12 protein-coding genes are annotated in these 25,503 nt (G+C 43.9%); 10 read left to right on the top strand and 2 right to left on the bottom strand.

Annotation, left to right across the window (positions count from 1 at the left end; genetic code table 11):
- Positions 1–50 precede the first annotated feature (50 nt).
- Together FSB76_RS31235 and FSB76_RS31230 are read left to right on the top strand one after the other, a co-directional pair.
- Positions 51–1,238 (top strand): DUF4249 domain-containing protein, encoded by a 1,188-nt coding sequence (locus tag FSB76_RS31235; protein WP_147060551.1) that lies wholly within the window; start codon positions 51–53, stop codon positions 1,236–1,238.
- A gap of 14 nt (positions 1,239–1,252) precedes the next feature.
- Entirely contained in the window at positions 1,253–3,649 is a 2,397-nt protein-coding gene (locus tag FSB76_RS31230; RefSeq protein WP_147060549.1) for a hypothetical protein, read from the top strand.
- A gap of 57 nt (positions 3,650–3,706) precedes the next feature.
- Here the strand turns inward: FSB76_RS31230 and FSB76_RS31225 are convergent, their stop codons facing one another.
- Positions 3,707–7,270, bottom strand: a complete 3,564-nt coding sequence (locus tag FSB76_RS31225; protein WP_147060547.1) for a VCBS repeat-containing protein — start codon at positions 7,268–7,270, stop codon at positions 3,707–3,709.
- A gap of 234 nt (positions 7,271–7,504) precedes the next feature.
- Here FSB76_RS31225 and FSB76_RS31220 point away from each other — a divergent pair, with 234 nt between their 5' ends.
- Positions 7,505–8,824 (top strand): vanadium-dependent haloperoxidase, encoded by a 1,320-nt coding sequence (locus FSB76_RS31220; RefSeq protein WP_147060545.1) that lies wholly within the window; start codon positions 7,505–7,507, stop codon positions 8,822–8,824.
- 161 nt (positions 8,825–8,985) lie between these two features.
- Here FSB76_RS31220 and FSB76_RS31215 read toward each other — a convergent pair whose 3' ends face one another.
- Positions 8,986–12,981 (bottom strand): hybrid sensor histidine kinase/response regulator transcription factor, encoded by a 3,996-nt coding sequence (locus FSB76_RS31215; RefSeq protein WP_225976364.1) that lies wholly within the window; start codon positions 12,979–12,981, stop codon positions 8,986–8,988.
- Between the two features lie 194 nt (positions 12,982–13,175).
- Here FSB76_RS31215 and FSB76_RS31210 point away from each other — a divergent pair, with 194 nt between their 5' ends.
- From FSB76_RS31210 to FSB76_RS31180, 7 genes are all read left to right on the top strand, one after another.
- Positions 13,176–16,373 carry a SusC/RagA family TonB-linked outer membrane protein gene (locus FSB76_RS31210; RefSeq protein ID WP_147060543.1) on the top strand — a complete coding sequence of 1,066 codons (3,198 nt, stop codon included), beginning with the start codon at positions 13,176–13,178 and terminating at the stop codon, positions 16,371–16,373.
- A 23-nt stretch (positions 16,374–16,396) separates the two neighbouring features.
- The gene (locus FSB76_RS31205) at positions 16,397–18,295 is read left to right on the top strand and encodes a RagB/SusD family nutrient uptake outer membrane protein (RefSeq protein WP_147060541.1); all 1,899 of its coding nucleotides are present in this window, start codon (positions 16,397–16,399) and stop codon (positions 18,293–18,295) included.
- Between the two features lie 19 nt (positions 18,296–18,314).
- Complete coding sequence (locus tag FSB76_RS31200) at positions 18,315–19,013, top strand: DUF3823 domain-containing protein (RefSeq protein WP_147060539.1); 699 nt, start codon at positions 18,315–18,317, stop codon at positions 19,011–19,013.
- A gap of 196 nt (positions 19,014–19,209) precedes the next feature.
- Positions 19,210–21,051 (top strand): glycoside hydrolase family 2 protein, encoded by a 1,842-nt coding sequence (locus tag FSB76_RS31195; protein WP_147060538.1) that lies wholly within the window; start codon positions 19,210–19,212, stop codon positions 21,049–21,051.
- 164 nt (positions 21,052–21,215) lie between these two features.
- On the top strand, positions 21,216–23,279 hold the full coding sequence (locus FSB76_RS31190) for a beta-L-arabinofuranosidase domain-containing protein (RefSeq protein ID WP_147060535.1): 2,064 nt from the start codon (positions 21,216–21,218) through the stop codon (positions 23,277–23,279).
- 11 nt (positions 23,280–23,290) lie between these two features.
- Complete coding sequence (locus FSB76_RS31185) at positions 23,291–24,334, top strand: family 43 glycosylhydrolase (RefSeq protein WP_147060533.1); 1,044 nt, start codon at positions 23,291–23,293, stop codon at positions 24,332–24,334.
- A 3-nt stretch (positions 24,335–24,337) separates the two neighbouring features.
- On the top strand, positions 24,338–25,501 hold the full coding sequence (locus FSB76_RS31180; RefSeq protein ID WP_147060531.1) for a sialidase family protein: 1,164 nt from the start codon (positions 24,338–24,340) through the stop codon (positions 25,499–25,501).
- The last annotated feature ends 2 nt before the right edge of the window (positions 25,502–25,503 follow it).

The following is a 25,503-nucleotide window of genomic DNA, read 5'->3' as shown; positions in this document are numbered from 1 at the left end:
GGAAATGACAGCACGGTTGATTTATTTAACAAGATTTTTGAGGAATTAAGATGATGAAAAGGATACTATACATACTGTTTGTATTGATGGGTGCAATGGCCTGTAAAAAGCAGATTACAATTGCGCCCTCGGCCAAAGTAACCAGCTATTTGGTGGTTGATGGCAATATCTCGTTGGGCGATTCTACCACCATAACCTTACGCCGTACAGTTAACCTGGATAGTAACGCGAAAGCCAACCCCGAATTGGGCGCTGTGGTAACCGTTGAAAGCGCCGGGGGCGCAAGCTATAAATTAACCGGCAAAGGTAACGGGACTTATGTATCAGCACCTTTAAACTTATCTGCCAACGAAAAATACAGCCTTAAAATTACCACGTTAAATGGCGGTAAATATGCTTCAGATTTTGTGCCGGTAAAAAACTCGCCGCCAATTGACAGTGTGAGGACTGACATAACCAGTAACGGCTTGCAAATTGGTGTTGATACACATGACGCAACCAATAACAGTAAATATTACAGGTGGGAGTATACGGAGACCTACCAGATCCAAAGTGCGTTTAGATCGTTAATTACAGTTGTTCAAAACCCTTCGGCGCCGCCACCGGATTTTCAATACCCCCGAACCGGCGACCAGGTTATATACAATTGCTGGGTAAGCGATACCTCCAATACCATAATTACCACTACAACGGCTAAACTGTCGGCAGATAAAGTAAATAATGCACCAATAGCGCTGGTTCGTGCTAACTCGGAAAAGTTTCGGTTCAGGTACAGCATCCTTGTAAAACAATACGCAATTACGTCAGATGCATTCAATTATTTTGAACTTCTGAAGAAAAATACAGAACAGATTGGCGGAATTTTTGACCCGCAGCCATCAGAACTAACAGGTAACATGCATTGCATCAGTAACCCTAACGAGCCCGTTATCGGTTATGTTACTGTAGGACAAGTAACGCAAAAACGAATTTTTGTTGATAAAGCCAGCCTGCCGGCGAACTGGGTGGCCGAGACTCCATATGGTGGTTGCCATTTGGATACGCTATTATATGCACGAAAAGTTACCACCACCATTCCAACCATCCCGCCTATATATGTTGCCGAGGTACACGACCTCATTTATTCGGGCATAGAATTGACAGTTGATTACGCGCCGGGGGGGTACACGGCATCATCGCCTATTTGCGTGGACTGTACCTTACGCGGAACAAATAAAAAACCATCATTTTGGAAATAAAACAATACCGGATCATGAAAAAAATTACCAGCATTTTTTTCGCAGTAGCGATCATGTCAATAACCAGTTTGTTTGGGCAGGTATTACCCGAAGTGCAGGCCAATTTTAATGATTACACATCAAACGCGCTACAGGAAAAATTATTTGTACATACCGATAAAAATGGCTACACCGCAGGGGAAGTGCTTTGGTTTAAATTATTTAATGTGGATGGTATTTTTATGAAACCGCTTGGCTTAAGTAAGGTGGCATATGTTGAAGTACTTGATGATAAGCAAACGCCGGTATTACAAACAAAAATTGCTATGAAGGATGGCAGCGGGAATGGTTCATTGTATATCCCGGTTAATTTGCCAACCGGTAATTTTGTATTGCGGGCTTATACCAGCTGGATGAAAAACTTTGGCCCTGACTACTATTTTTCAAAGAAACTGGTCATCATAAACCCGCTGAAAAGTCCGGTAAAGGAAGCGAAAACACCATTGGCGGCATACGATATACAGTTTTTTCCGGAAGGCGGGCACCTGGTTAGTGGTATAGCAAGTGTAGTAGGTGTAAAAGCTGCCGATCAATTTGGTAAAGGCGTAAATTTTAAAGGCGCAATTGTTAATCAGAACAATGATACGGTAGCCAGGTTTGAGCCATTGAAATTCGGGATCGGTAGATTTGTTTTTAAGCCTCAAAGTAATACCTCCTATCGTGCAGTAATTAAAATTGACGGCAAATTGATACAAAAAGATATTCCGGCGATCAGCGATAAAGGCTACGTAATGAGCTTAAAAGACAATGGCAACGGCCAGCTTTCGGTTAGCGTAAATACAAACCTGCCTGATGGCAACGTTTTCCTTTTTGTACAAAGCCATCAGGTAGTTAAAGCGGTGCAATCATCTGCGGTAACCAACGGTACCGCCAGTTTTATTTTAGATAAAAGCAGGCTTGGCGAAGGAATATCGCAAATAACCATTTTCAGCGCCGACAAGAGACCGGTTTGCGAACGCCTTTATTTTAAACGTCCAACAAAAAAACTATCTATAAGCGCCGGCGCGAGCGCTGCACAGTACGCCATGCGTAAAAAGGCAGATGTTACTATAGCCACGCAGGGTGCAGGTAATAAGCCTGCTGCCGCCAGCCTGTCGGTATCTGTTTACCGCATGGATTCGTTGCAGCACAACCAACAGGAAGATATACTGAGCTACTTATGGTTAAAATCGGATTTAAGAGGAGATATTGAATCGCCGGGTTATTATTTTAACGATAAAAATGCTGTAGCTACAGAGGCTGCAGACAACCTGATGCTTACCCAGGGCTGGCGAAGTTTTGCCTGGGACGATATTTTAAATAAAAAGACACCAGCTTTTAATTTTTTACCCGAGTTAAGCGGCCCTATGATTACCGCTACCCTGGTTAATAAGCTTAATAATCAGCCCGAAAAAGATATCCAGGCCTACCTTGGGATACCGGGTAAACACATCCAGCTGTATGCCGCTAAAAGCGATGCCCGTGGTAAGCTGGTTTTTAATATGCGGGAGTTTTACGGGCCAAATGAAATTGTTGTTGAAACCAATACCGCTGTTGATACCAATTACCACATAGATGTTTTGACACCATTTTCTGACCAATTTGTAAAGACGGCAACACCACATTTTGACGTTACACCTGGCCTGCAAACCACGTTTGAAGATGCTGCGCTAACAATGCAGGTTCAAAATATTTACAATGGCGCAAAAATGAGGCAGTTTACCGAATCGCGGCCCGATACCACGGCATTTTATGGAGCGCCTTACAAAACTTACCTGTTAGACAACTACACCCGCTTTACTACGATGGAAGAAGTAATGCGCGAATACATCAGGGAGGCAAACGTTTTTCATACCGGCAACCAATTTCATGTAAAAGTGGTTACCGGTATTGGCATAGGTTTCCTGGCAGACGATGACCCGATGATGCTGATAGATGGGGTGCCATTTTTTGATATGAATAAAGTGTTTAAGGTTGATCCGCTCAAAATCCGTAAACTGGAGGATGTGCCATTTAACTACTCGCTGGGGCCATCATACGAACATGGGATATTTAGTTTTACCAGTTACAAAGGCGATCTTGGCGGTGCCGAAATAGATCCGCATGCGGTGGTGCTTGATTATGAAGGTTTGCAGCAGGAGCGCCAGTTTTACTCGCCGGTTTACGATACCGATACGCAGGCGGCCAGCCACATGCCCGATTTCAGGAACGTACTTTATTGGTCGCCATCTGTAAATACGGGTGCCGATGGTAAGCAACAATTGTCATTTTACACATCCGATCAACCCGGAACTTATGTTGGTGTAATACAAGGGATAACCCAAAGCGGCGAGGCAGGCAGCCAGACCTTTAGTTTTGAAGTAAAACCGAGCTACTCATCGCAGGTGAAGTGAAGCACTTCGATACAAAAACAAATGGCGGGTTGTTTTTAAGCGACCCGCCATCGTTTTTTAATTGGCTATTTCTCTCTTCTTTCCGGAATATCCGGTAATGGTAATCTTACTTACATCTGCATCAACTTGTAGGTTACGCGATGATTGCGACAAGTAAGTAGAACCGTAATAAAACTCTACCCGTTTTTTACTGCCGTTTTTATAGCTGAGATCTGCAAAAAAATCGTCAGCCTTTAGTTTGATGTATTTTTTAGGCTTCATACCAATGCTGTTTTGGCGATATATTTTCAGGCTGTCCTGGTTCTGGGTGGCTACTAAAATATCACCTTCCTTAGCTGATTGTATGGCGGCCAGCGCTTTGGCATCGCCATTAATAAACAGCCCGCTTTTGGCAACAGATAAAGGAGCAAAGCCGCCTTTGCCATTACCCTTCAGGTACAAGCCCATAAAGGCATCATGCCGCCCGGTAAAGGGCTCCATTCCAAAATCGTTACCCGCCATTACCAGGTCAAGGTTGCCGTCCTGGTCAATATCTTTTGCAACCATACCGTATACGGGCGCCATTTGTGTGGCTAATGGCATGGGGCTTATTGTAAATTTGCCGTTTCCTTTGTTGGCAATAAAGCTGGTGTTCATATCCGTGGCTTTCATGATCACCGCGTTTTCTTTGTCTTTGTCGCTCCATAAATCGTCCATAGTAGCTTTGCCGAACCCCCTGTAGCTTGGGTATTTTTTCCGGATAGATATCAGCTGGCTTATCAAATCGTCGCGGGTGTGCATCGGGAAGGGCTTTTGCAAACCGTCCTCGGCCTTCATGTAACAAAATATCATGGCATCAAATGAGCCGTTGCCATCAAGGTCTTTCCCCATAATGGTCATTGGTTGTTCAAAAGTTGCTTTGTAATTTGAATTTTGGCCCAGGTTGCCGGCTACATAATCCACCTGGCCATCGTTATTAAAATCACCGGCAACAATACTGTTCCACCAGCCTACGTGAGCGTCAATTCCCGTTTTTATTTTGGTAAAACCGTTGCCGGTATTTTTGTAAAAGGTTACCGGCATCCACTCGCCAACAACAACCAGGTCAACAAGCCCGTCGTTATCAAAATCAGACCATAGCGCATCGGTAATCATTCCGCCATGTACCAGTTCGGGACAAAGCTGTGCGGTTACGTCGGTAAATTTGCCGCCATCGTTCCTGAGAATATGGCTCACCGGCGATGAGGGGTAAGCACCCGAAACAGATCGACCGCCTACGAACAGGTCAAGATCGCCATCGTGGTCAAAATCGGCTGCCCGAACGCAAGATCCATTATCGTACTCAACGGGTACTGCGCCAAAGCTTTTTGTAAACTGTCCCTTGCCATTGTTAATATAAAGCCGGTCCTGCGCGGTGGTATGGTCTTTCGGAAACTCATAGCTCCCGCTAACTACATATAAATCAAGGAAACCATCGCCATTGGCATCAAACAACAGCGCACCCATATCTTCTTCTTCCTTGAAACTATCGTTTAAAAAACGATTATTGTCCATGGTGAACTTACCGTCGGCACCCTGCATAAAAAATACGCCTTTATTGCCTGCGGCCCCGCCAACATAAAAATCATCGTAGCCGTTGTTATCTACATCACCCACAGCAATCGATGGCCCATACTGGCTTAGTTTATGAGGTAGGGTTGGCTGTATATTATAATCAATGGCATCTTTTTCCTGGTGCACATATTTAATACCCAATTGGTTTGCTGCCGATTGAAATACCGGTGCACGCTCCACCGGAGGTTGAGGACTGTAATTACCCGAACCGTTTTTGTATTGCAGGGTGATAGTTTGATTTGCCTTGATATTTTTTACCAATTCGGTTTTGCCGTCTGACCAGCGGATGCGCAATGAATCAATTTCATTGGCAGTGCCGATACCGAAATGGGCTTTGGCATCGTCGGTGCTCATATAGCCGCGGCAGGGCTGCTGGTCGTAAAATTGTTGTTTACCCTGGTAGTAAATGCGGATTGTTGCACCAATGCCGCCAAGGTTTTTATCATCGCCGGTTAGCTTAACGGTTAGGTAATGGTGCGTTTTATCTACCTGTGTTTTGCTGTTCAGTGTGTTTTCGTAAATGAAGGCATCGTCATCAATATTGTTGATCACCAGGTCAAGGTCGCCATCATTATCAAGGTCGGCATAAACACCGCCGGTCGAAAAGGTTGGCTTAACAATACCCCAGTTTTTCGATTGGTCGGCAAACATATAACCGCCCTGGTTTTTAAAAGCATAGCTGGCCGTTTTAACCACCGGGAACGAATCGGCCGCTGCCAATGTGCGGTTTTCCTTAACGGTACGGCCCTGGTCGTTACTGTATAGGGCATGGTCAAGGTCGGTTACGTCTCGTGGGTAGCCGTTGGTAATCACCATATCGCGGTAACCATCGTTATCAAAATCGGCCACTAAGGGTGTCCAGCTCCAGTCGGTTTGGTAAATGCCGGCCATGTAGGCTATTTCGCTGAATTGGGTATGGCCCAGCGGTGTTTGTCCCTGGTTTAACTGCAATACGTTACGGATATATTGATGCTCGTAATTAAATTTTTTGTTATTGATGTAGGTAATGTAGTTATCGCCCATCAGCATGGTTTTTTTACGCACATTTTCTTCGGGTAGCATCTCTAACGATACCAGGTCGGGCAGGCCATCATTATTGATGTCTACCATATCTGCCCCCATTACCGACCAGCCGGTGTGCTTAAAATAATCGCCCGCCCGGTTGGTAAAAGTTCCGTTTTTATTGTTGATGTATAGCACATCGTTTGATATAAAGTCGTTGCCCACATAAATATCAGGCCAACCGTCGTTGTTGATATCTGTTACAGATACCGAGTTGCCAAAACCCTCAATTAAGATACCGGCCTCTTTAGTAACATTGCTAAAGGTGCCGTTACCGTTGTTGCGGTACAGCCGGTCGTTATTTTCGGCGCTGCCATCAGTTAGTTTAGGGCGATAGGCTACAGGGGTGGTTTTGCCTAAAAAGTTGGTCAGCAGGTACATATCCAGGTCGCCGTCATGGTCGTAGTCAAAAAATATGGCTTGCGTGCTGTAGCCATCATCATCTAATCCGTATGTCTTTGCTTCGTCCTTAAAAGTGGGTATACCATCCTTATTGTTACCCTGGTTAATGTACAGCATGTTACGGCGCTGTTCGGCATTTGATTTAAACGACGCGCAAACGTAAATGTCCATTTTTCCATCGTTATTAATATCCACAACAGATACACCCGCGCTCCATTTGCCTTCGCCATCAACGCCGGCAGTATTGGTTATATCGGTAAACTTTAAGTCGCCTTTGTTGAGGAATAGCTTGTTGGCCACCATGTTGCCTGCAAAGTAAACGTCGGGCAGGCCATCGTTATTAAAATCGCCTATGCCCACGCCGGCGCCGTTATATAAGTAAGGATGGTTAAGAATATTAATACTATCGCTTGGGCTCAGGGTGTTCTTAAAATCGATGCCGGTTTGCGATGCATCTAATAGTTTAAAAAGGGTAGGGCCATTCTGCATGCGCGAGCAGCCGGGCGCCAAAAAAAACAATAGTACAAGTGGGAATTTAAACTTAATGAGTAAAGGTTTTATCATGTAATTACAATAAAAATTTAATAATGGTTTATGCTTTGGTTGAGCTTTAAGTTACTGAACGCTATGTAGTAAGCGTACGTAAAGAAAATGGATTTTGACATAACAGGTTCTGCAAATCATCTCAATATTTCGTCAAATTGTATCGCTCAATATATGTTTGTGGATTTACTGTTAGCTTTGATGGATAGCCTGTCTGGCCCAATTAACCTTTATTAATTTTATCGGAACCCATATATGAATAAACTTTACTTTACTGTTTTTGCTGTTGCCTTGTTGTTTGACTGTAACAAAAATAACGGGTGGAAAAAATTAGCCGAAAACCCCAATTACATCCATCGGTCGGTACGCGAGGTTAGCGAGGTAATGCTGCATGATATTTATTCGCCGCCGGTGGCAAGCCGTATTTACGCTTATATTACCGTTGCAGGATATGAGGCTGCGCGTAATGGCGATAAAAACTACTTATCCCTCGCAGGCCAGGTAAAAGGGCTGGATTCAATCCCCAAACCGGAAATTGGCAAAACATATTGCTACAATTTAGCTGCCGCGCATGCCATTTTAACGGTTGGGAAAATCCTGGTGATGTCCGAAGGCCGGATAGAGGCTTTCCACAGCGGCTTGATGGATGAATTCAAAAATACCGACATGCCCGATGATGTATACCAAAACTCGATAGCTTACGGAAAGTTAATTGCTGACCGGATTATTAAATGGGCAGGCAAGGATAATTATAAGCATACCCGTTCATTATCAAAATACAATGTGCAAACCGACGATGCCACCTGGAAGCCGACACCGCCGGCCTATATGAAAGGGGTAGAGCCGCATTGGAACGAAATACGTCCATTTTTACTGGATTCGGCACAGCAGTTTAAGCCTGCAAAAGCGGTAGATTTTTCAAAGGAGCCCACCAGTTATTTTTATAAACTGGCTGTTGCTGTGAGGGAGGCCGGCCAGCATTTAACACCGGAGCAAAGCACCATAGCCACATATTGGGACGATAACCCCTTTAAAGTTAATACCAATGGGCATACCATGTTTGCAACCAAAAAGATATCGCCCGGAGGTCATTGGATAAACATTGCCGGCCTGGTTTGCCGCCAGGCAAAAGCCGACTACGTCCGTTCGGCTGAGACTTATGCCTGCCTGGCGGTTGTAATTGCCGACAGTTTTATTAACTGCTGGGACGAAAAATACAAAAGCAAAGTTATTCGCCCCGAAACCTATATCAACCAATATATTGATCAAAACTGGATGCCTTTGCTGCAAACCCCGCCGTTCCCCGAATATACCAGCGGGCATAGCGTAGTTTCAAATGCATCGGCGGTTGTGCTTGGCAAGTTATTCGGTGATAATTTTGCCTTTACCGACTCCACCGAGGTAGAGTTTAGCATCCCCGCCCGTAAATTCAAATCATTTAAAGCCGCTGCCGACGAGGCGGCCATCAGCCGGTTTTACGGCGGTATTCATTACATGCCATCCATTGTAAATGGCGTTGATGAAGGCACACGTATCGGAAACTTCGCGATCAACAAGCTAAAGACACGCAAATAGTATCAAAGCAGCTACCTTTTTAGTAATCAGGTAGCAAGTACCAGGTATCAAGACAGCTGCTTTTTTTAGTGTCATGTAGCAAGTATCAGGTTAGCCGCAAATGCATAGTAGAAAAGCTGCAAATCCAAAATCTTGATACTTACTACTTGATACTACTATTGCTAATAAGTTTTAACCTTCTGGTTCTTTTTATTTTGTTGATACTCGGTAGGGGTCGTGCCAAATTGTTTCAAAAAGTTACGGCCCAGGTGCGATTGTGAGCTGTATCCCACCATATTGGCAACCTCGTAAACTTTATAATCGCCATCTTCAAGCAGTTTTGCGGCAGCTTTAAGGCGTGTTATATTAATCAGCTCGTTGATGGTTAAGTTGGATATGGCCTTTATTTTACGGTACAACGTAGGCTTACTCATGTTCATCAGGTTGGCAATTTGTTCTACATCCAGTTCGGGGTTTTGGATATTGTTGTTAATTACCGCGTTAAGCTTATCCAAAAAGCTTTCATCCGGTTTGGAGTAGGCCATGGTTTTAATATTTGCCAGCGGCGAACTTGCAAAATGGTCTTTAATTTTATTGCGGTTGATAAGCAGATTGGCAATTTGCACCTGTAAATGCTCCGGCGAAAACGGTTTTTCGATATAGGCATCTGCGCCTACTTCCAGGCCTTCTATTTTGCTTTGGAGGGTATTTTTTGCCGTAAGTAATATAATAGGGATGTGGCTGTAATCAAATGTGGTTTTAATGCGCTTGCATAATTCAAAGCCATCAATGCCAGGCATCATCACGTCGCTGATAATAAGCTGGATATTTTCAATTTCTATCATATCCAACGCCTCCTGGCCGTTGAATGCTTTTATTACGGCATATTTATCGCTCAGGTCGTCCGAAATAAAATCAAGGATCTCGGGATTGTCATCCACCAAAAGTATAATCGGTTTCATAAAGTCAAAATTTTCTTCTTTTATAGAATCGGTTAGTTCATAATCGTCGGGAGTATTGTGCAGGTCAAATTCCTTCTCCTGGTGAACAGGCAAGGTTAAGTTAAAAATATTGAAATCGTTGATAGATTTATTCAACACTAACAATCCTTTGTGCAATTCGGCAAGGGAGCGCGACAGGGAGAGGCCTATCCCCGTGCCAATTTGTTTTTCTGATTCCTTCATCCTGAAGAAGGGCTCAAAAATCTTTTCGCGCATTTCGTAAGGTACAAGGTAGCCATTGTTTCTTATTTCAATGGTAAACGTATTATCGCCGGGTTCGGGTTTCAACAGTTCAACCTCGATAGCGTTTTCGCCATATTTAATGGCGTTATTGATCAGGTTACTTATTATTTTGGTAAATGCTTCAATATCAACATAGGCATACAAGGTTTTATCTACACATGTTAGGGTGTAACGTTGCCCTTTTTGCTCGGTTAAGGGCTTAAACCTTAAAAATATATCGCCCAGCAAATCGGCTATGTTTGTTTTTACAAAACTCAGGCTAAAACCATTGGTTTCTGTTTTCCTGAAATCAAGCAGTTGATTTGTAAGATCGAGCAGCCTGTTGGTGTTTTTCTCCATGATCTTCAGGTTATTCTGAATCTCGGGCACGTGTTCCGATCTTTTGATCACCTTTTCCATTGGCCCTTTTATAAGGGTTAACGGCGTACGTATTTCATGTGCTACATTGGTAAAAAACTCAATTTTGGCGTTATAGATTTGCTTCTCTTTATCACTTTCCAATATTTCAATAAGCCTGTTATTCCGTGCCTTGTTACGGTTGTGGTATTGTTGCAACAGGTAATAGCAAATGAAAATAACCAGCGATGCATACAGGATATACGCCCAGATACTTTCCCAAAAAGGTGGAGCTATATTTATTTCAAGCTTGGTTTCTTTGGTAGTCCAAACACCATTGTTATTGGCGGCTTTTACTATAAAAGTATAATGGCCAGGCTGCAGCTGTGTAAAATATACTTTTCGGTTTCGCTTTAAATCTGTCCAGCCTTTGTCGAGCCCCTTCATGGTGTACTTATAATGGGTCATCTCTGGCGATGGGTAGCTCAAGGCGGCAAAATCAATACTAAATGACGATTGGTTATAATTTAAATATATTTTTTTTGTGTAGATGATTGACTGTTTAAGCAACGAATCGGCCCCCTTAACCATAATTTCCTGGTTATGTACCTGGAAACCTGTAATAAAAACAGGCGCTACATAATTATTATCGTTGAAGTTGGCCGGATTAAAACTTACCATACCCTTAACACAGCCAAAATACAACGTGCCATCGGTATCCTTAAACGCCGAGTTATAATTAAACTGATCGCTGAGCAGCCCATTGGCTTTTGTATAAACCTTAATGGCATTGGTATTTATATTAAGGCAAACCAGGCCACGGGAGGTGCTTACCCATAGATTTTTATGATCATCCTCCAGCATCCGGAACACATAGTTGCTGGGGAAGCCGTTATCCAGATCGTAAAATTTAAAATCGTTTTTTACCGGATCATGCCGCCACAAACCAAGCCCATCGGTTGCAAACCATAAAATGTGGTTACTATCTTCAAATGCTCCATTTACTGTTATGCCATTCAGTGCATTTTTTACCGGGTAACGGTAGGGCACATGATAGCTGGTGTCTTTTACGGGATCATACCGGTAAATGCCATCGCGAACGGTAGCAATCCAAAGTATCCCGGTATGATCTTCAACTATGTCGTAAATAAAGTCCCAGATGGGTATTTTATCAATAAGTGTAAAATCTTTTTGCTTGCGGTTATACAGGTAAAAACCCCTGGTTGCGCCAATATATATGTTACCGTTGCGCGTTTTGCGAAAACATATTACAAAATTGCTTTTTAAAGTTTTGCTGTCTTTACCGGCAATATAAACTTTTACTACTTTCCCGCTGGGGATATCCATAATATCCAGGCCACGCTCAAACGTGCCTATAAACAGATTTTTTCCATCGGCAATCAGTCCATGGATGTTTGTATTGGTGATATCTGTATTTCCGCCGGGCAGGTAATGTGTCCAGGTGTGTTTATCGGCGCTCAGTTTGTTAAGGCCGTTATCTTCGGTGCCCATCCAAAGATTACCATAATCGTCTTTGCAAATTTCACGCACAACGTTGCCTTTAAGGGAGTTTTTCTCGTCGCCGGGATAATATTTATTAAACGTTGAATATTGTTTGGGGTAATAGTTTATGCCACCAAAATAAGTACCCACCCAAACGCCTCCTTCCACATCGCGGCACAGGGTGTAAACCGCGTTGTCGGATATGGAGTATGGGTCGTTGTACTTTTTACGAAGATTAAAAAATGTGCCATCTACATCGTTGTAAATAAACACCCCCGATTCTGTTGCCAGCCAAAACTCATGTTCGGCATATTTAGTAAAATCTCTTACGTATACTCCGGTTTTATTTTTGTTATAGGTTAAAAGGTCGCGGTAGGTCCCGGTTGCGCAATCAAAATCTTTAAAACCCTGGCTGGTTGTAGCTATAAATATCTTGTTGTGGTCTGCGGTAAAAATCTTTTCGATAAAATTTGAGGGTGCCCATTTAGAATGGTTGGTTATGCTATAGCTTTTAAACGAGTTATGAACAGTATCCATCTGTTCAATACTACCCCGGCTGGTAGATACCCACATATATCCATCATTGTTTTGGGCTATACTGGTTGCCTCAAAATGTTGCTCGGGAAAATAATCGGTAATTTGTTTTGTTGTGGTGTTAAATTTGATGAGCGAAGCACCCGCCACATACCAGCAGTTGTTGTAATGATCAAAAGCAATACTCCGCACACCGTTGGTATTAGGAGAGTTTACACGGGTGAAACTTTCTGTTTTACTGTCAAATTTGTCAATCCCTTCATCAGTACCTACCCATAAGTTGCCATCATGATCAAGCGCCAGCGCGTGCACCATATTACTGCAAATACTCTTGTTATTTTTAGGATTATGCCTGAAAACCCTGAAACTGTAACCATCAAAACGGTTTAAACCATCGCGCGTGCCAAACCACAAAAATCCCTGTTTATCCTGCAGGCTGCAGTAAACCGTATTGTTTGATAGTCCCTGTTCAACCTGGTAATGCCTGAAGTAATAAGGCTGTGCATTACAGATATTGAAGGATAGTATAAATAGTAAAAAAAATAAATATGCAGGTTTCAAAATCGATCTCTTGAACAAATATAGCCATTCTGAACAAGGGTTTTCGTATGAATAAAAATTGATACTTTTTGACTAATTATTGAGATGATTTGGTTAATAAGGAGCCCCCCTAAATCTTTTTCTTTACATCGTGATTTTAGATATGTCAACATTACATTTTTAAAATCAACAATTAACCAATAACAAATCAATTTATGAGAAAATTTTTACTACTCAGGCATGGGGGCCCCTCCCGCGTGCAATGGCCGCCCAGTAAATGGAGCCAAAAAGTAACATTAGTTTTATTCTCTATCATGAGCTGCCTGCTTTTTTCGCTTGGTGCATCGGCACAGGTGAAGGTGACAGGAACGGTAACTGATACTACGGGTGAAGCGCTAACAGGCGTTGCCGTACGTATTAAAGGTACCCAGGGTGGATCGACAACTGATGTAAAAGGACAGTTTAGTTTAACTGTACCTGATGTTAACAGCGTGCTGGTATTAAGTTATATTGGCTTTGCAACGCTGGAAGTGCCGTTAAACGGGCAAACATCCGTAGGAATCCGTTTAAAATCGAGTAACTCATCCTTGCAGGAAGTTGTGGTTACCGGTTATGGTACGCAAAAAAAGGAATCCATTACGGGCGCAATCTCTACTGTAACCAGTAAAGACCTTGACCGTGTACACGCGGGTTCAACGGTGAGCACCGGTTTAGCAGGTAAAATTCCGGGCGTAACTTTCAGGATGTCTGAGGGCAGGCCGGGCGCGAGTGCCAGTATCCAAATCCGCAACATGGGTTCGCCGTTGTATGTAATTGACGGTATCCAGCAGGATGAAGGTCAGTTCAACAACCTTGCGCCAAATGATGTGGAAAGCATTTCCGTGTTGAAAGATGGTTCGGCAGCTATTTACGGTGTACGTGCTGCAAACGGCGTTGTGGTGGTAACCACCAAAAAAGGTAGCGGCGACGCACGCATTAACATTGATGCTTACACTGGTTACCAAAACTGGTACAGGTTCCCGAATGTATTAACAAACTCGTACGACTATATGCGCTATCGTGCAGATGCTGAGGTAAACACCAACGGGTCTACCAGCATTACTCAGGCCGAGCTTGACAAATACAAAGCCGGGACCGAAAAAGGCTACCAAAGCTTTAACTGGCGCGATTATGTTTTGAAAGCGAATAACAACGCTCCTCAAAATTCTGTTAACGCCAATTTTACGGGTGGTACCGATAGGGTTAATTATTATGTATCTGCAACTAACTTATACCAGAATTCACAATTAGGTAAAGAGTATAAGTTTAACCGCTCAAACATCCAATCAAACGTTTCGGTTAAAGTTGCAGCCGGTTTAAAAGTTAGCCTGGATATCAATGGCCGTATAGAAACCCGCGAAAACCCGGGTGTACCTGGTGGTGACGATTACTTCCTGGCAAGATTTGCGGTATTAAGGAATACACCTTTGGAGCGCCCTTACGCTAACGATAATCCTGCTTATTTAAATGATATAGGCCATACCGAATCAAATTATGCATTCCTGAACGATAAGCTTTCTGGTTTATACCACAGCGATTGGCGTGTATTGCAAACCAACTTTGGCGCCGAATATCAAGTTCCAGGCATCAAAGGTTTAACAGTTAAAGGTTTGTATTCATACTACATAGCCGATTATTTGCTTAACAACCAGGAGTATACCTATAACGCTTATACCTACAGGCCAGCTACCGACACTTACGATGTAACAGGCGGTAGTACCAACCCATGGAGAGAGCGTGAACAACGTAAGGAGTTTGCAAAAACCTACCAATGGCAAATAAACTATAACAATACTTTTGGCAAGCATACTGTGGGCGCTACGTTTGTATCTGAACGTATCGAGCTGCAACACTTGCGCAACTGGATCCATGCTTCGCCGGTTTCAAATAACCTGCCGCTTATTTATTTCCCAACTGCCGATACTTACCAGGATAGTGATGATAAAGAAGCCCGTATCGGTTATATCGGTCGTATCAACTATAACTACGATAACAAATATTACTTAGAAGCATCTGCAAGACGTGATGCATCATATCTTTTTGCGCCAGATAAACGTGTAGGTTATTTTCCGGGTGTATCTGTGGGATGGAGGATTACCCAGGAAGGCTTTATGAAAAGCTTGCTTGGCGATCACAGTGTGCTGAATGATTTAAAAATCAGGGGATCATACGGTGTGTTAGGGGACGACAGGAACCTGATTTCGCCTTACTCATATTTACCAGGTTACAACTACAATTCGGGTACTGCTATTATAGATGGCAATGCGGTTGTAACATCAAGGGATAAGGGTATAGTAACAACCAATATTTCATGGTTAAAAAGTAAGATAACCGACGTAGGTGCCGACTTTAGCTTCCTAAACAGCTCCCTTACCGGTACTGTAGATTATTTTTACAGAAAACGTACGGGTTTATTGGGTACCAAAAATGACGTGATTTTGCCAATTGAAGTTGGTTACGGGTTGCCGCAGGAAAATACCAGCAGCGATTCGCAACAGGGAGCGGAAATTTCACTTAACTACAACGGAACCATTGGCAAGGCAACATTTAATGTTGGCGGTAACTTTTCATACAGCCGTCAAAAAAATCTTACCTCGTACAACCCGTTGTTTTATAACTCATGGGATCAATACCGTAACTCAACCGAAAACAGGTATTCGCATATCGACTGGGGCTACCAGGTTATCGGCCAGTTTACGTCAATTGACCAGATTAATAACTACAAGATCAATAACGACGGAAAAGGTAACCGCAGTCTGTTACCAGGTGATTTAATGTATAAAGATCAAAACGGTGACGGTAAAATTGACCAGTACGACGAAAGGCCTATTGGTTACGGTTACGGTACACAGCCTAATATTAACTTTGGTTTCACCCTTGGTGCAGCTTACAAAGGTTTTGATTTCCATGCCGATTTCTCGGGCGGTGCAGGTTATACCTGGTTCCAGAACTACGAAACAAGATGGGCATTTCAAAACAACGGTAACTTAAATACCATATTTGAAGACAGGTACCACCGTGCTGATCCTTTTGACATCAACAGCCAGTGGATTCCCGGGAAATATCCTGCCAACAGGATCAATCCAGGTTTTGGTTATAGCAGTTACTCGCTTAACGGGCAAAACAATTCATCGTTTTGGTTGCATAGCGTAAAATACCTAAGGGCAAGGACACTTGAATTGGGTTACTCGTTACCAGCCAATTTGTTAACAAAGGTAAAGATCAGGAAGGCAAGATTTTATGTTAACGCATACAACATGTTTTCGTTTGACAACCTGAAGCAATACGCAGTTGATCCGGAAACAACGGACGATAACGGGCTTCAGTTCCCTCAAAGCAAGGTCCTTAACTTCGGTGTTAATTTAACCTTTTAATTAATCCCTTAAGTTTAAATTCAATGAAAAAAATAACTATAATAACTACGTTTGCGGCCCTGTTAATTACGGGATCATGCAAAAAAGATAGCGAATTTTTAAATGTGCCGCCCAAGCAGATAGTAACGGCAGATGTGGCATTTTCAGATCCAAACCTGGTGCTATCTATCCTGGGCGACTTATATAACCGTGTGGTTGATTTCTCGGGTCTTGATAATGGCTGGGCGTCGTTTGCCGATTTTAGCGAATCGTTCCCATCAGAAAACGGCAGCTCGTACTTTGTACAGCGTACCGGCTGGGGTTACGGAGAGTGGGGTACCTGGGACTATACATATGTTCGCGATTTAAACCTGTTTATTGACCGTGCAACAGCGGCAACTAAATTAACCGCCGATCAAAAAAATCAATTCATCGCCGAAGGCAGATTTTTACGTGCCCAGTACTATTTTGAACTGGTAAAACGTATGGGTGGTGTGCCATTAATTACAAAACCGCTTGATTATGATTTCTCTGGCAACGTAATACCTTTACAGGTAGCCCGCGCCAAAGAATCAGAAGTTTATGATTTCATCATCAGCGAAGCCGAAGCCATTAAAGGTTTATTACCTGCAAAAGTAGAAGAGAAATCAAGGGCCACCCCTGGTGCTATTTTGGCTATGGAAGCAAGGGCAGCATTATACGCGGCGTCTATTGCTAAATATGGCGCCACTACGCCACAGGTTTCATTGCCAGGCGGCGAAGTGGGTATACCTGCAAGCATGGCTACCGGTTACTATACCAAAGCCCTTGCAGCTGCTAAAGCTATCATCAGCGGTAGCGCAGGTAATTACAGTTTGTACAAACAACTACCAGACCTGAGCGATAACTTCGCAAATATTTTCCTTGATAAAACAAGTACAGAATCAATCTGGGTTGAGGATTTTAAAGCCAACGGTGGTAAAACTCATGGTTTTACAACAAACGATCAGCCTTATTCAATATCTGATGAAGGTTTGGATGCGGGCCGGTTAGATCCATCGTTAAACCTGGTTGAAGCTTACGAAAAACTGGATAACACTTATGCGCCAATCGCGACCAAAGACGGTTCTGGTAACCCGATTTACTACAACGATCAGTTGGATGCGTTTGCCGGCCGGGATGCAAGGTTAGCAGGTACCGTGTTATTGCCAAACGGCTTGTTTAAAGGTAAACGTACCGATATTTGGGCTGGTTACCAACTTGCAGATGGCAGCATACTTACCAGTGGCGACGCCGTACAGCTTAAGCCGCTTCCGGGTACAAGCACGCCGGTGCAGGTAGTAGGTAAAGATGGACCTGTTAATGGTCTGGAATTCAGAACGCAAACCGGTTTCTATGTTCGTAAATATCTTGATCCAACAATTGGTTCGGGTCGTCGCGGCCGTGGTAGCGATGTTAACTTTATCCGTTATCGTTATGCCGAGGTATTGCTTAATGGCGCCGAAGCTGCCGCCGAGTTAGGTGATTATACAACCGCATCAACCTATATTAACCAGGTACGTGCAAGGGCAGGCCTAAATACACCACTGGTGTTAACAGCTGCCAACTATTTTGACCGCATTGTACACGAGCGTAGGGTAGAGCTGGCCTTTGAAGGACACACCTTGTTTGATATGAAACGCTGGAGATTGGCAACTGTTGTATGGGATGGTAATCAAATGACCGTTACAGATCTGCTTAGCAACATTGGCCAGGCAACAAAACGCAATACACAACCATTTGGTTTATGGCCATATAAATATTACAACCCTGGCAATGCCAATAATGGTAAATGGCTGTTTAAAGAAGTTAAACCAAGTTCTGTAACAGGTGCAAACAGGTTCCAGTTGGGTAATTATTATTCACAAATTGGTGATAATGTATTATCGGCTAACCCTAAAATTGTTAAACAACCAAATCAATAGTATTTATTAAACTACGATCATGAAAATAAAATTTCATCATATCATCATAGCACTCTTGCTTACAGCTACGGGTTGTAAAAAAGATAATTATGCTGCGCCATCCGCAACATTTAACGGGAGGTTAACCTATAAGGGCGACCCTGTGAATGTGGAGTATAACCAGGTGCCTTTCAACTTATATCAATCCGGGTTCGGAAAAATAGCGCCAATAGTTGGCACGTTTGACCAGGAGGGCAATTATTCAACTTTGCTTTTCAACGGTAACTATAAATTCACTATCCCTGCAAATCAGGGCCCGTTCATGTGGAAAGAGTTATCTGCCGGCAAGCGCGATACCATAGCGGTAACTATAAGTGGTAATAAAACCATGGATATTGAGGTAATGCCATATTACATGGTACGCAATGCCAAAATAACCGCGGCGAGTAAAACAGTTACGGCTGCTTTTAATATCGAAAAAGTAATTACAGATGCCAATGCAAAGGGTATTGACAGGGTTAACCTGTATATCAATAAAACCCAGTTTGTATCGGGCGGCGACCAGATAGCTTCAACACAGCTTAACGGATCGGATATTACCAGCCTGAGTAACATCAGCATGAGTGTTGGTATCCCTTCACTGTCGCCCACGCAAAACTATGTATTTGCCAGGGTAGGTATTAAAATAAGCGGAGTCGAGGATATGGTATTCTCGCCTTTAGTGAAAGTGTCCTTCTAAGTTAATAATTGGTTTGGGGTCGTACTGTGCGGTGCGGCCCCTTTTTTTCGATGTATCGAAACTTTGGCTTTGACTTTTCATATTATGCTTATGCAACAGTATTGATACCTGCGGTAATTGTGCAATGCTATAAATTTGTGTAAGCCCTGATACTAATTACTAACTACCTGATACTTTTTATCTCCTAATAATACTAATGAAAAAATTAAATTTATGCCTTGCGGTTTTTACTGCAGCCTGTTTATCGGCTAATGCGCAGCAAAGCAGCTGGCACCTTATCAAAACAAAAATCACAACACCCTGGGCCGACAAGGTTGACCCAAATGCACCCCTGCCCGAGTATCCCCGCCCACAATTGGTGCGCGGTAACTGGCAAAATTTAAACGGACTATGGAACTATGCCATAGTGCCTAGAGCAGCAGCCGAACCATCGGCTTATGCTGGTAAAATCCTGGTACCTTTTGCCGTCGAGTCTGCCCTGTCGGGCGTTGGCAAAACGGTTGGGAAGGACAGCATGTTATGGTATAAAACTACTATCACCTTCAATAAAACATTAAAAGGTAAAAATGTATTGCTACACTTTGGCGCTGTTGACTGGCGTACTGAAGTTTTTGTAAACGGTGTAAGCGCCGGTAAGCACGAAGGCGGCTTCGACCCCTTTACATTCAATATCACCCCTTATTTAAAAGGCGGTGCAAAACAAGAAATTAAAGTGAGCGTGTGGGACCCAACAAATGATGGCCCGCAACCACGCGGTAAACAGGTTAAAAATCCCGAAGGGATCTGGTATACGCCTGTAACCGGTATATGGCAAACAGTTTGGCTGGAAGGCGTTGCCAAAACGCATATTGAGGCCACCAAACAAACCCCCGATATTGATAATCACACATTAACGGTTTCGGCCGAAGTAAGCGATAGCCAGCCTGGCGACCAACTAAAAATAACTGCCTGGGATGGCAAAACCAAAGTTGACGAAAAAACAGTTGATGCAGGCGCTGCCGCTGTATTGGACATAAAGGACGAAAAATTATGGTCGACAACAGATCCGTTTCTGTACGATTTACAGGTGGTCGTTATCCGCAAAGGCAAGCCGGTTGATGAGGTAAAAAGCTATTTTGCCATGCGCAAAATTTCGCTTGGCGCCGATGCCAACGGCGTACAACGCATGTTGCTGAACAACAAGTTTGTATTTGAATACGGCCCGCTTGACCAGGGCTGGTGGCCCGATGGCTTGTATACCCCGCCAACTTACGAAGCCATGAGCTACGATATTGACCAGTTAAAGGCCATGGGCTTTAACATGATTCGTAAGCACATTAAAGTTGAACCTGCCCGCTATTATAACTATTGCGATAAAACAGGCATGTTGCTTTGGCAGGATATGCCAAGCGGCGATTTGGGTAACCATTGGGAAAACCGCCCCGGTGTGTTGGATAAAGCTACCGACCAGCAGCGTACGCCCGAATCTGAAGGCTATTACCGCAAGGAATGGAATGCCATCATCAATTCATTATACAACTACCCTTGCATTGTGGTTTGGACGCCGTTTAACGAAGCCTGGGGACAATTTAAAACGGTTGAAATTACAGAATGGACGATGAAAAAAGATCCATCGCGCCTGGTGAACAGTGCAAGCGGGGGTAACTTTTACGATACCGGAAACATAGTCGATTTACATAATTACCCGCACCCGGCAATGCCGCGCCCGGAGATTTTTGGTAAAACCAAAGCTGTTGTACTGGGCGAATTTGGCGGCCTGGGCTGGCCTGTTGACGGGCATACCTGGCAAGCCAACAAAAACTGGGGCTACCAGAACTTTAAAAATGGCGATGACCTGCTAAAACGTTACATCACCTTTACCGATAGATTGCAGGAGCTTATAAAACTTGGCCTTTCGGCAGCGGTATACACGCAAACAACCGACGTAGAGGGAGAGGTTAACGGTTTCATGACTTATGATCGTAAAGTGATTAAAATGCCTGTGGAATTGTTACACAAAGAAAACGTGAAACTTTATGATCCGGCATTGGTGAAATAAATAGCAGGAACGATTTAGCGGCGACAGAACTGCGTAACTATCGCGAGCACAAACAACAACAACAACGTGAATAACCCTCTTAGAATCGAGAGAACTTAATTCGCAGAAATGAAATTCAGAACCCTCTCCTTTGGAGAGGGCAGGGTGAGGCTAACATACTTAACATGAATAATTTGAATAAGATAGGAAAAGGCATTTGCTTAACTGCATTAGCTGCATGTGGCAGTGTTTATACGGTATCGGCACAAGCAGTAAAGGCATCGGTAGTAGCAAAGGTTAATAACCAGCAGGTGAATGCCAATTACGTTAATAACCGGGCGCCACTGCAGCACGAATATTTTACCAAACTGCCCGTGGGTAGTATTAAAGCCGGCGGCTGGCTAAAAAAAGCATTGGAGCTACAGCGCGATGGCCTTACCGGTAACCTGGGCGAAATAAGCGTTTGGCTATCAAAAACCAACAATGCCTGGCTGAATAAAGAAGGTAAAGGCGAATATGGTTGGGAAGAATTACCTTACTGGTTAAAAGGCTATGCCAACATTGGCTATATGCTGGGCGATCAAAAGATTATCAAAGAAGCTAAATTCTGGATTGACGCGGTATTGAATAACCAGCGCGATAACGGCGATTTTGGCCCGGCCCGTACCAACAAAGGTAACCGCGATTTGTGGACAAACATGCCAATGCTTTGGTGCCTGCAATCTTATTACGAATACTCGAAAGATCCAAGGGTTATCCCTTTCATGACCAAATATTTCAAGTACGAATTATCGGTGCCGGACGACCAGTTTTTAGAAGATTATTGGGAAAACAGCCGTGGTGGCGATAATATGCTAAGTGTTTATTGGCTGTACAACCGTACCGGCGATAAATTCCTGCTTGATTTAGCTGCCAAGCTGGATAAAAATACCGCTAACTGGCGCCAGGCCAATAACCTGCCCAACTGGCATAATGTAAACGTAGCCCAATGCTTTCGCGAACCGGCAACTTTTTACCTGCAGAGCCATGATCCAAAGGATCTGGCTGCTACTTATAACGATTTTAGCCTCATCCGTAAAATATATGGCCAGGTACCCGGTGGCATGTTTGGCGCCGACGAAAATGCCCGCAAAGGTTATGACGACCCACGCCAGGCCGTAGAAACCTGCGGTATGGTTGAGCAAATGACATCAGATCAAATGCTGTTAGGATCAACCGGCGATACCTTTTGGGCATCCAATTGCGAGGATGTGGCATTCAATACGTTTTCGGCGGCTTTTATGCCCGATTATCGTTCTTTAAGGTATTTAACTGCACCAAACATGGTGCTTAGCGATGGCAAAAACCACAGCCCCGGCATTGCCAATGAAGGTCCGTTTTTAATGATGAATCCTTTTAGTAGTCGCTGTTGCCAGCACAACCATGCGGCAGGCTGGGTTTACTATGCCGAAAATAGCTGGATGGCTACACCCGATAATGGTATTGCAGCACAATTGTATACACAAGGCGAGGTATCGGCAAAAGTTGGCAAAGGCATAAGTGTAAATATTTCGGAAACTACTAAATATCCTTTTGAAGATGAAGTAAACTTTGAAGTAAATACGTCAAAAACGGTTGCTTTTCCGCTTTACCTGCGCATACCCGAGTGGTGTAAGGCTGCATCGGTAAAGGTAAACGGTATCGCCGTAAAACTAAGTTCGGCCACAGGCGACTATATTAAATTGACTAAAACCTGGAAAAACGGCGATAAAGTAACCCTTCATTTGCCTATGCAATTAAAAGTACGCCAGTGGGATCAAAATAAAAACAGCGTGAGCGTGAATTACGGGCCGCTTACATACTCACTTAAAATTGATGAGCAATACACCAAGGAAGATAGCCGTACCACAACCCAGGGCGATTCGCACTGGCAGCCTACGGCCGATCCGCAAAAATGGCCATCTTATGAAATTCATGCGGCATCCGATTGGAATTATGGTTTGGTAATTGACCAGGAACATCCTGAGAAATCAATTGAAATTATTCATCGTGCCTGGCCAAAAGATAATAATCCATTTACAAATGCCAACGCACCCATTGAGTTGAGGACAAAGGGCAAACAAATTCCCGGCTGGGCAATTGATCAATATGGTCTTTGTGGTGTGCTGCCTCAAAGTCCGGTTAAAACCGGCCAGCCAACAGTCAATTTAACGTTGGTGCCCATGGGAGGCGCAAGGCTAAGAATTTCGTCGTTCCCGGTAGCAGAGTAGTATAACAGCTAATGAAAGGCCTTAAATTTATAACAGCATTCACCGCGCTGGTCACGATGGGTTTAACCATTGTGGCTCAGCATAAGGTTGGGGCTATCACACAGCAACCACCATCGCCACTGTATCGCGACCCCATTTATGATGGCGCTGCCGACCCGGTATTGGTTTTTAACCGTGCCGAAAAGGAGTGGACGATGCTGTATACCCAGCGCCGTGCCAACGTACAATCGCCGGGTGTGGCATTTTGTTATGGCACGGCCATAGGCGTAGCGGTGTCAAAAGATCATGGGCATAGCTGGGTATACAAAGGCGCGTTAAATTTGGAACACGAACAGGGCCAGAATACTTTCTGGGCGCCGGATGTTGTTTATCAAAACGGCGTTTACCATATGTTTGTAGTTTACATCAAAGGTGTTTACAGCCAGTGGGGCGGCGATTCGCACCTGATACATTATACCAGTAAAAACCTGTGGGACTGGAAATATGAAGGCCCGCTTCATCTGCCCGATCATAATATCATCGACCCAACACTGATAAAACTGGCCGACGGCAAATGGCATATGTGGTATAAAGATCAAAAACTAAACAGCATAACGATGACTGCCCAAAGTACCGACCTGGTGAATTGGAATGTTGATGATAAACCTGCCATAGGTGGACGTGCCCACGAAGGCCCAAAGATATTCTGGTTTAAAAACTATTACTGGATGATAACCGACGAATGGCAGGGGCAGCGCGTTTACCGGTCAAAAGATGCGCAAACCTGGGAACACCAGGGCCTTATATTGGATAAACCCTGCCACCGTAACGAGGATACGCCAACGGGTGCACATGCCGATGTAGTGGTTAGCGGCGATCATGCTTATATTATTTATTTCACTCACCCCGGCCGTAAAACACATGGTGATGACGGCGGGCTGGATAAAGACGGTGCATATTCCTATTCAACAAAACGCACATCTATACATGCTGCCGAGCTTGAATTTGATGGTATAACGTTGCTGTGCGACAGGGACAAACCTTTTAACTTTTGGCTGGCCGATATTGTAAACTGACGCATGATGAAGATGGGGATAACAGAGATATGGCTTGCAGGTATGCTAATTCCGCTGATGGCTTGCGGACAAGAAAAAATGCCTGTGAAAGCAACTGATTTGATAGATATCGCCTGGGATCAATCGACGCTAAAACAAGTATCTGCCCGCGGTGGCAACTATGCCCGTGCCATACAACTGAGCAACGGCCACTTGCTTTGCGTTTACGAAGGCGACGGAGGGATACAAAGTACGGTAAGTATCAACCTTGGCGAAACCTGGCTTGCCCCGGTAAAAGTGGCTTCATCGGTACCGGGTGTTAATATGGCCGTTCCTGATATTTTGGAGTTGAAAGACCACTCGCTGCTTATATCTTATAATCCCCGGCCACACAAAGTAAATGGCGTGGCAGATACTACTAAACGTTTTGCCATCATTACAAAAAAAAGCTACGATGAAGGTAAAACCTGGACAGATGAGCGCTTGATATACCAGGCCGGCTACCGGTTTGAGGATGGCTGCTGGGAACCATCGCAATTGCAGTTGCCATCCGGCGAGATTCAGTTGTTTTTTTCTGATGAGGGCCTTTTTACGCAATCGAATGAGCAAAATATATCACTCTTCAGATCGTACGACGGAGGCCTCAGTTGGACAAAGAAACCTGAAGTAGCAGCATTTACACCCGGCCATCGCGACGGGATGCCAGTGCCGGTTTTGTTGAAAGGGACAAGTGAGATAGTGTTTTCTATCGAAGATAATGGCGGCGGCCAGTTTAAACCCTCAATCATTTGCAACACCATTGCCCAAAACTGGCAAAAAGCTGTAGGGCCTGGCGATGCGGAACGGACTTATGCACTTATACCCAGGTTGCCCCAAACTGTTTATGCCGGCGCGCCTTATTTGCGGCAGTTGCACGGCGGGCAAACAATTTTATCGTACCAAAGCACTCAAAACCGGGATAACAACGGCAATTTGGCCTGTATGCAGGTGGCCGTTGGCGATGATCATGCAAAAAACTTTAAAAATGTAAGCACGCCATTTAACGTACCTTTAAACAAGCATGGCTTGTGGAACTCGCTGTGTGTGCTTAGCGATGATACCATTATCGCCTTAACATCAACAGATGCTTACGGCAGCAACGCCATCTGGATGATAAAGGGACATTTGGTCAACAAAAAATTGAATTAAAC

Origin of the sequence: Mucilaginibacter ginsenosidivorax (assembly GCF_007971525.1) — a bacterium.
In the GTDB taxonomy this organism is placed as follows: domain Bacteria; phylum Bacteroidota; class Bacteroidia; order Sphingobacteriales; family Sphingobacteriaceae; genus Mucilaginibacter; species Mucilaginibacter ginsenosidivorax.
This window is presented reverse-complemented; position numbering and strand designations above follow the sequence as displayed.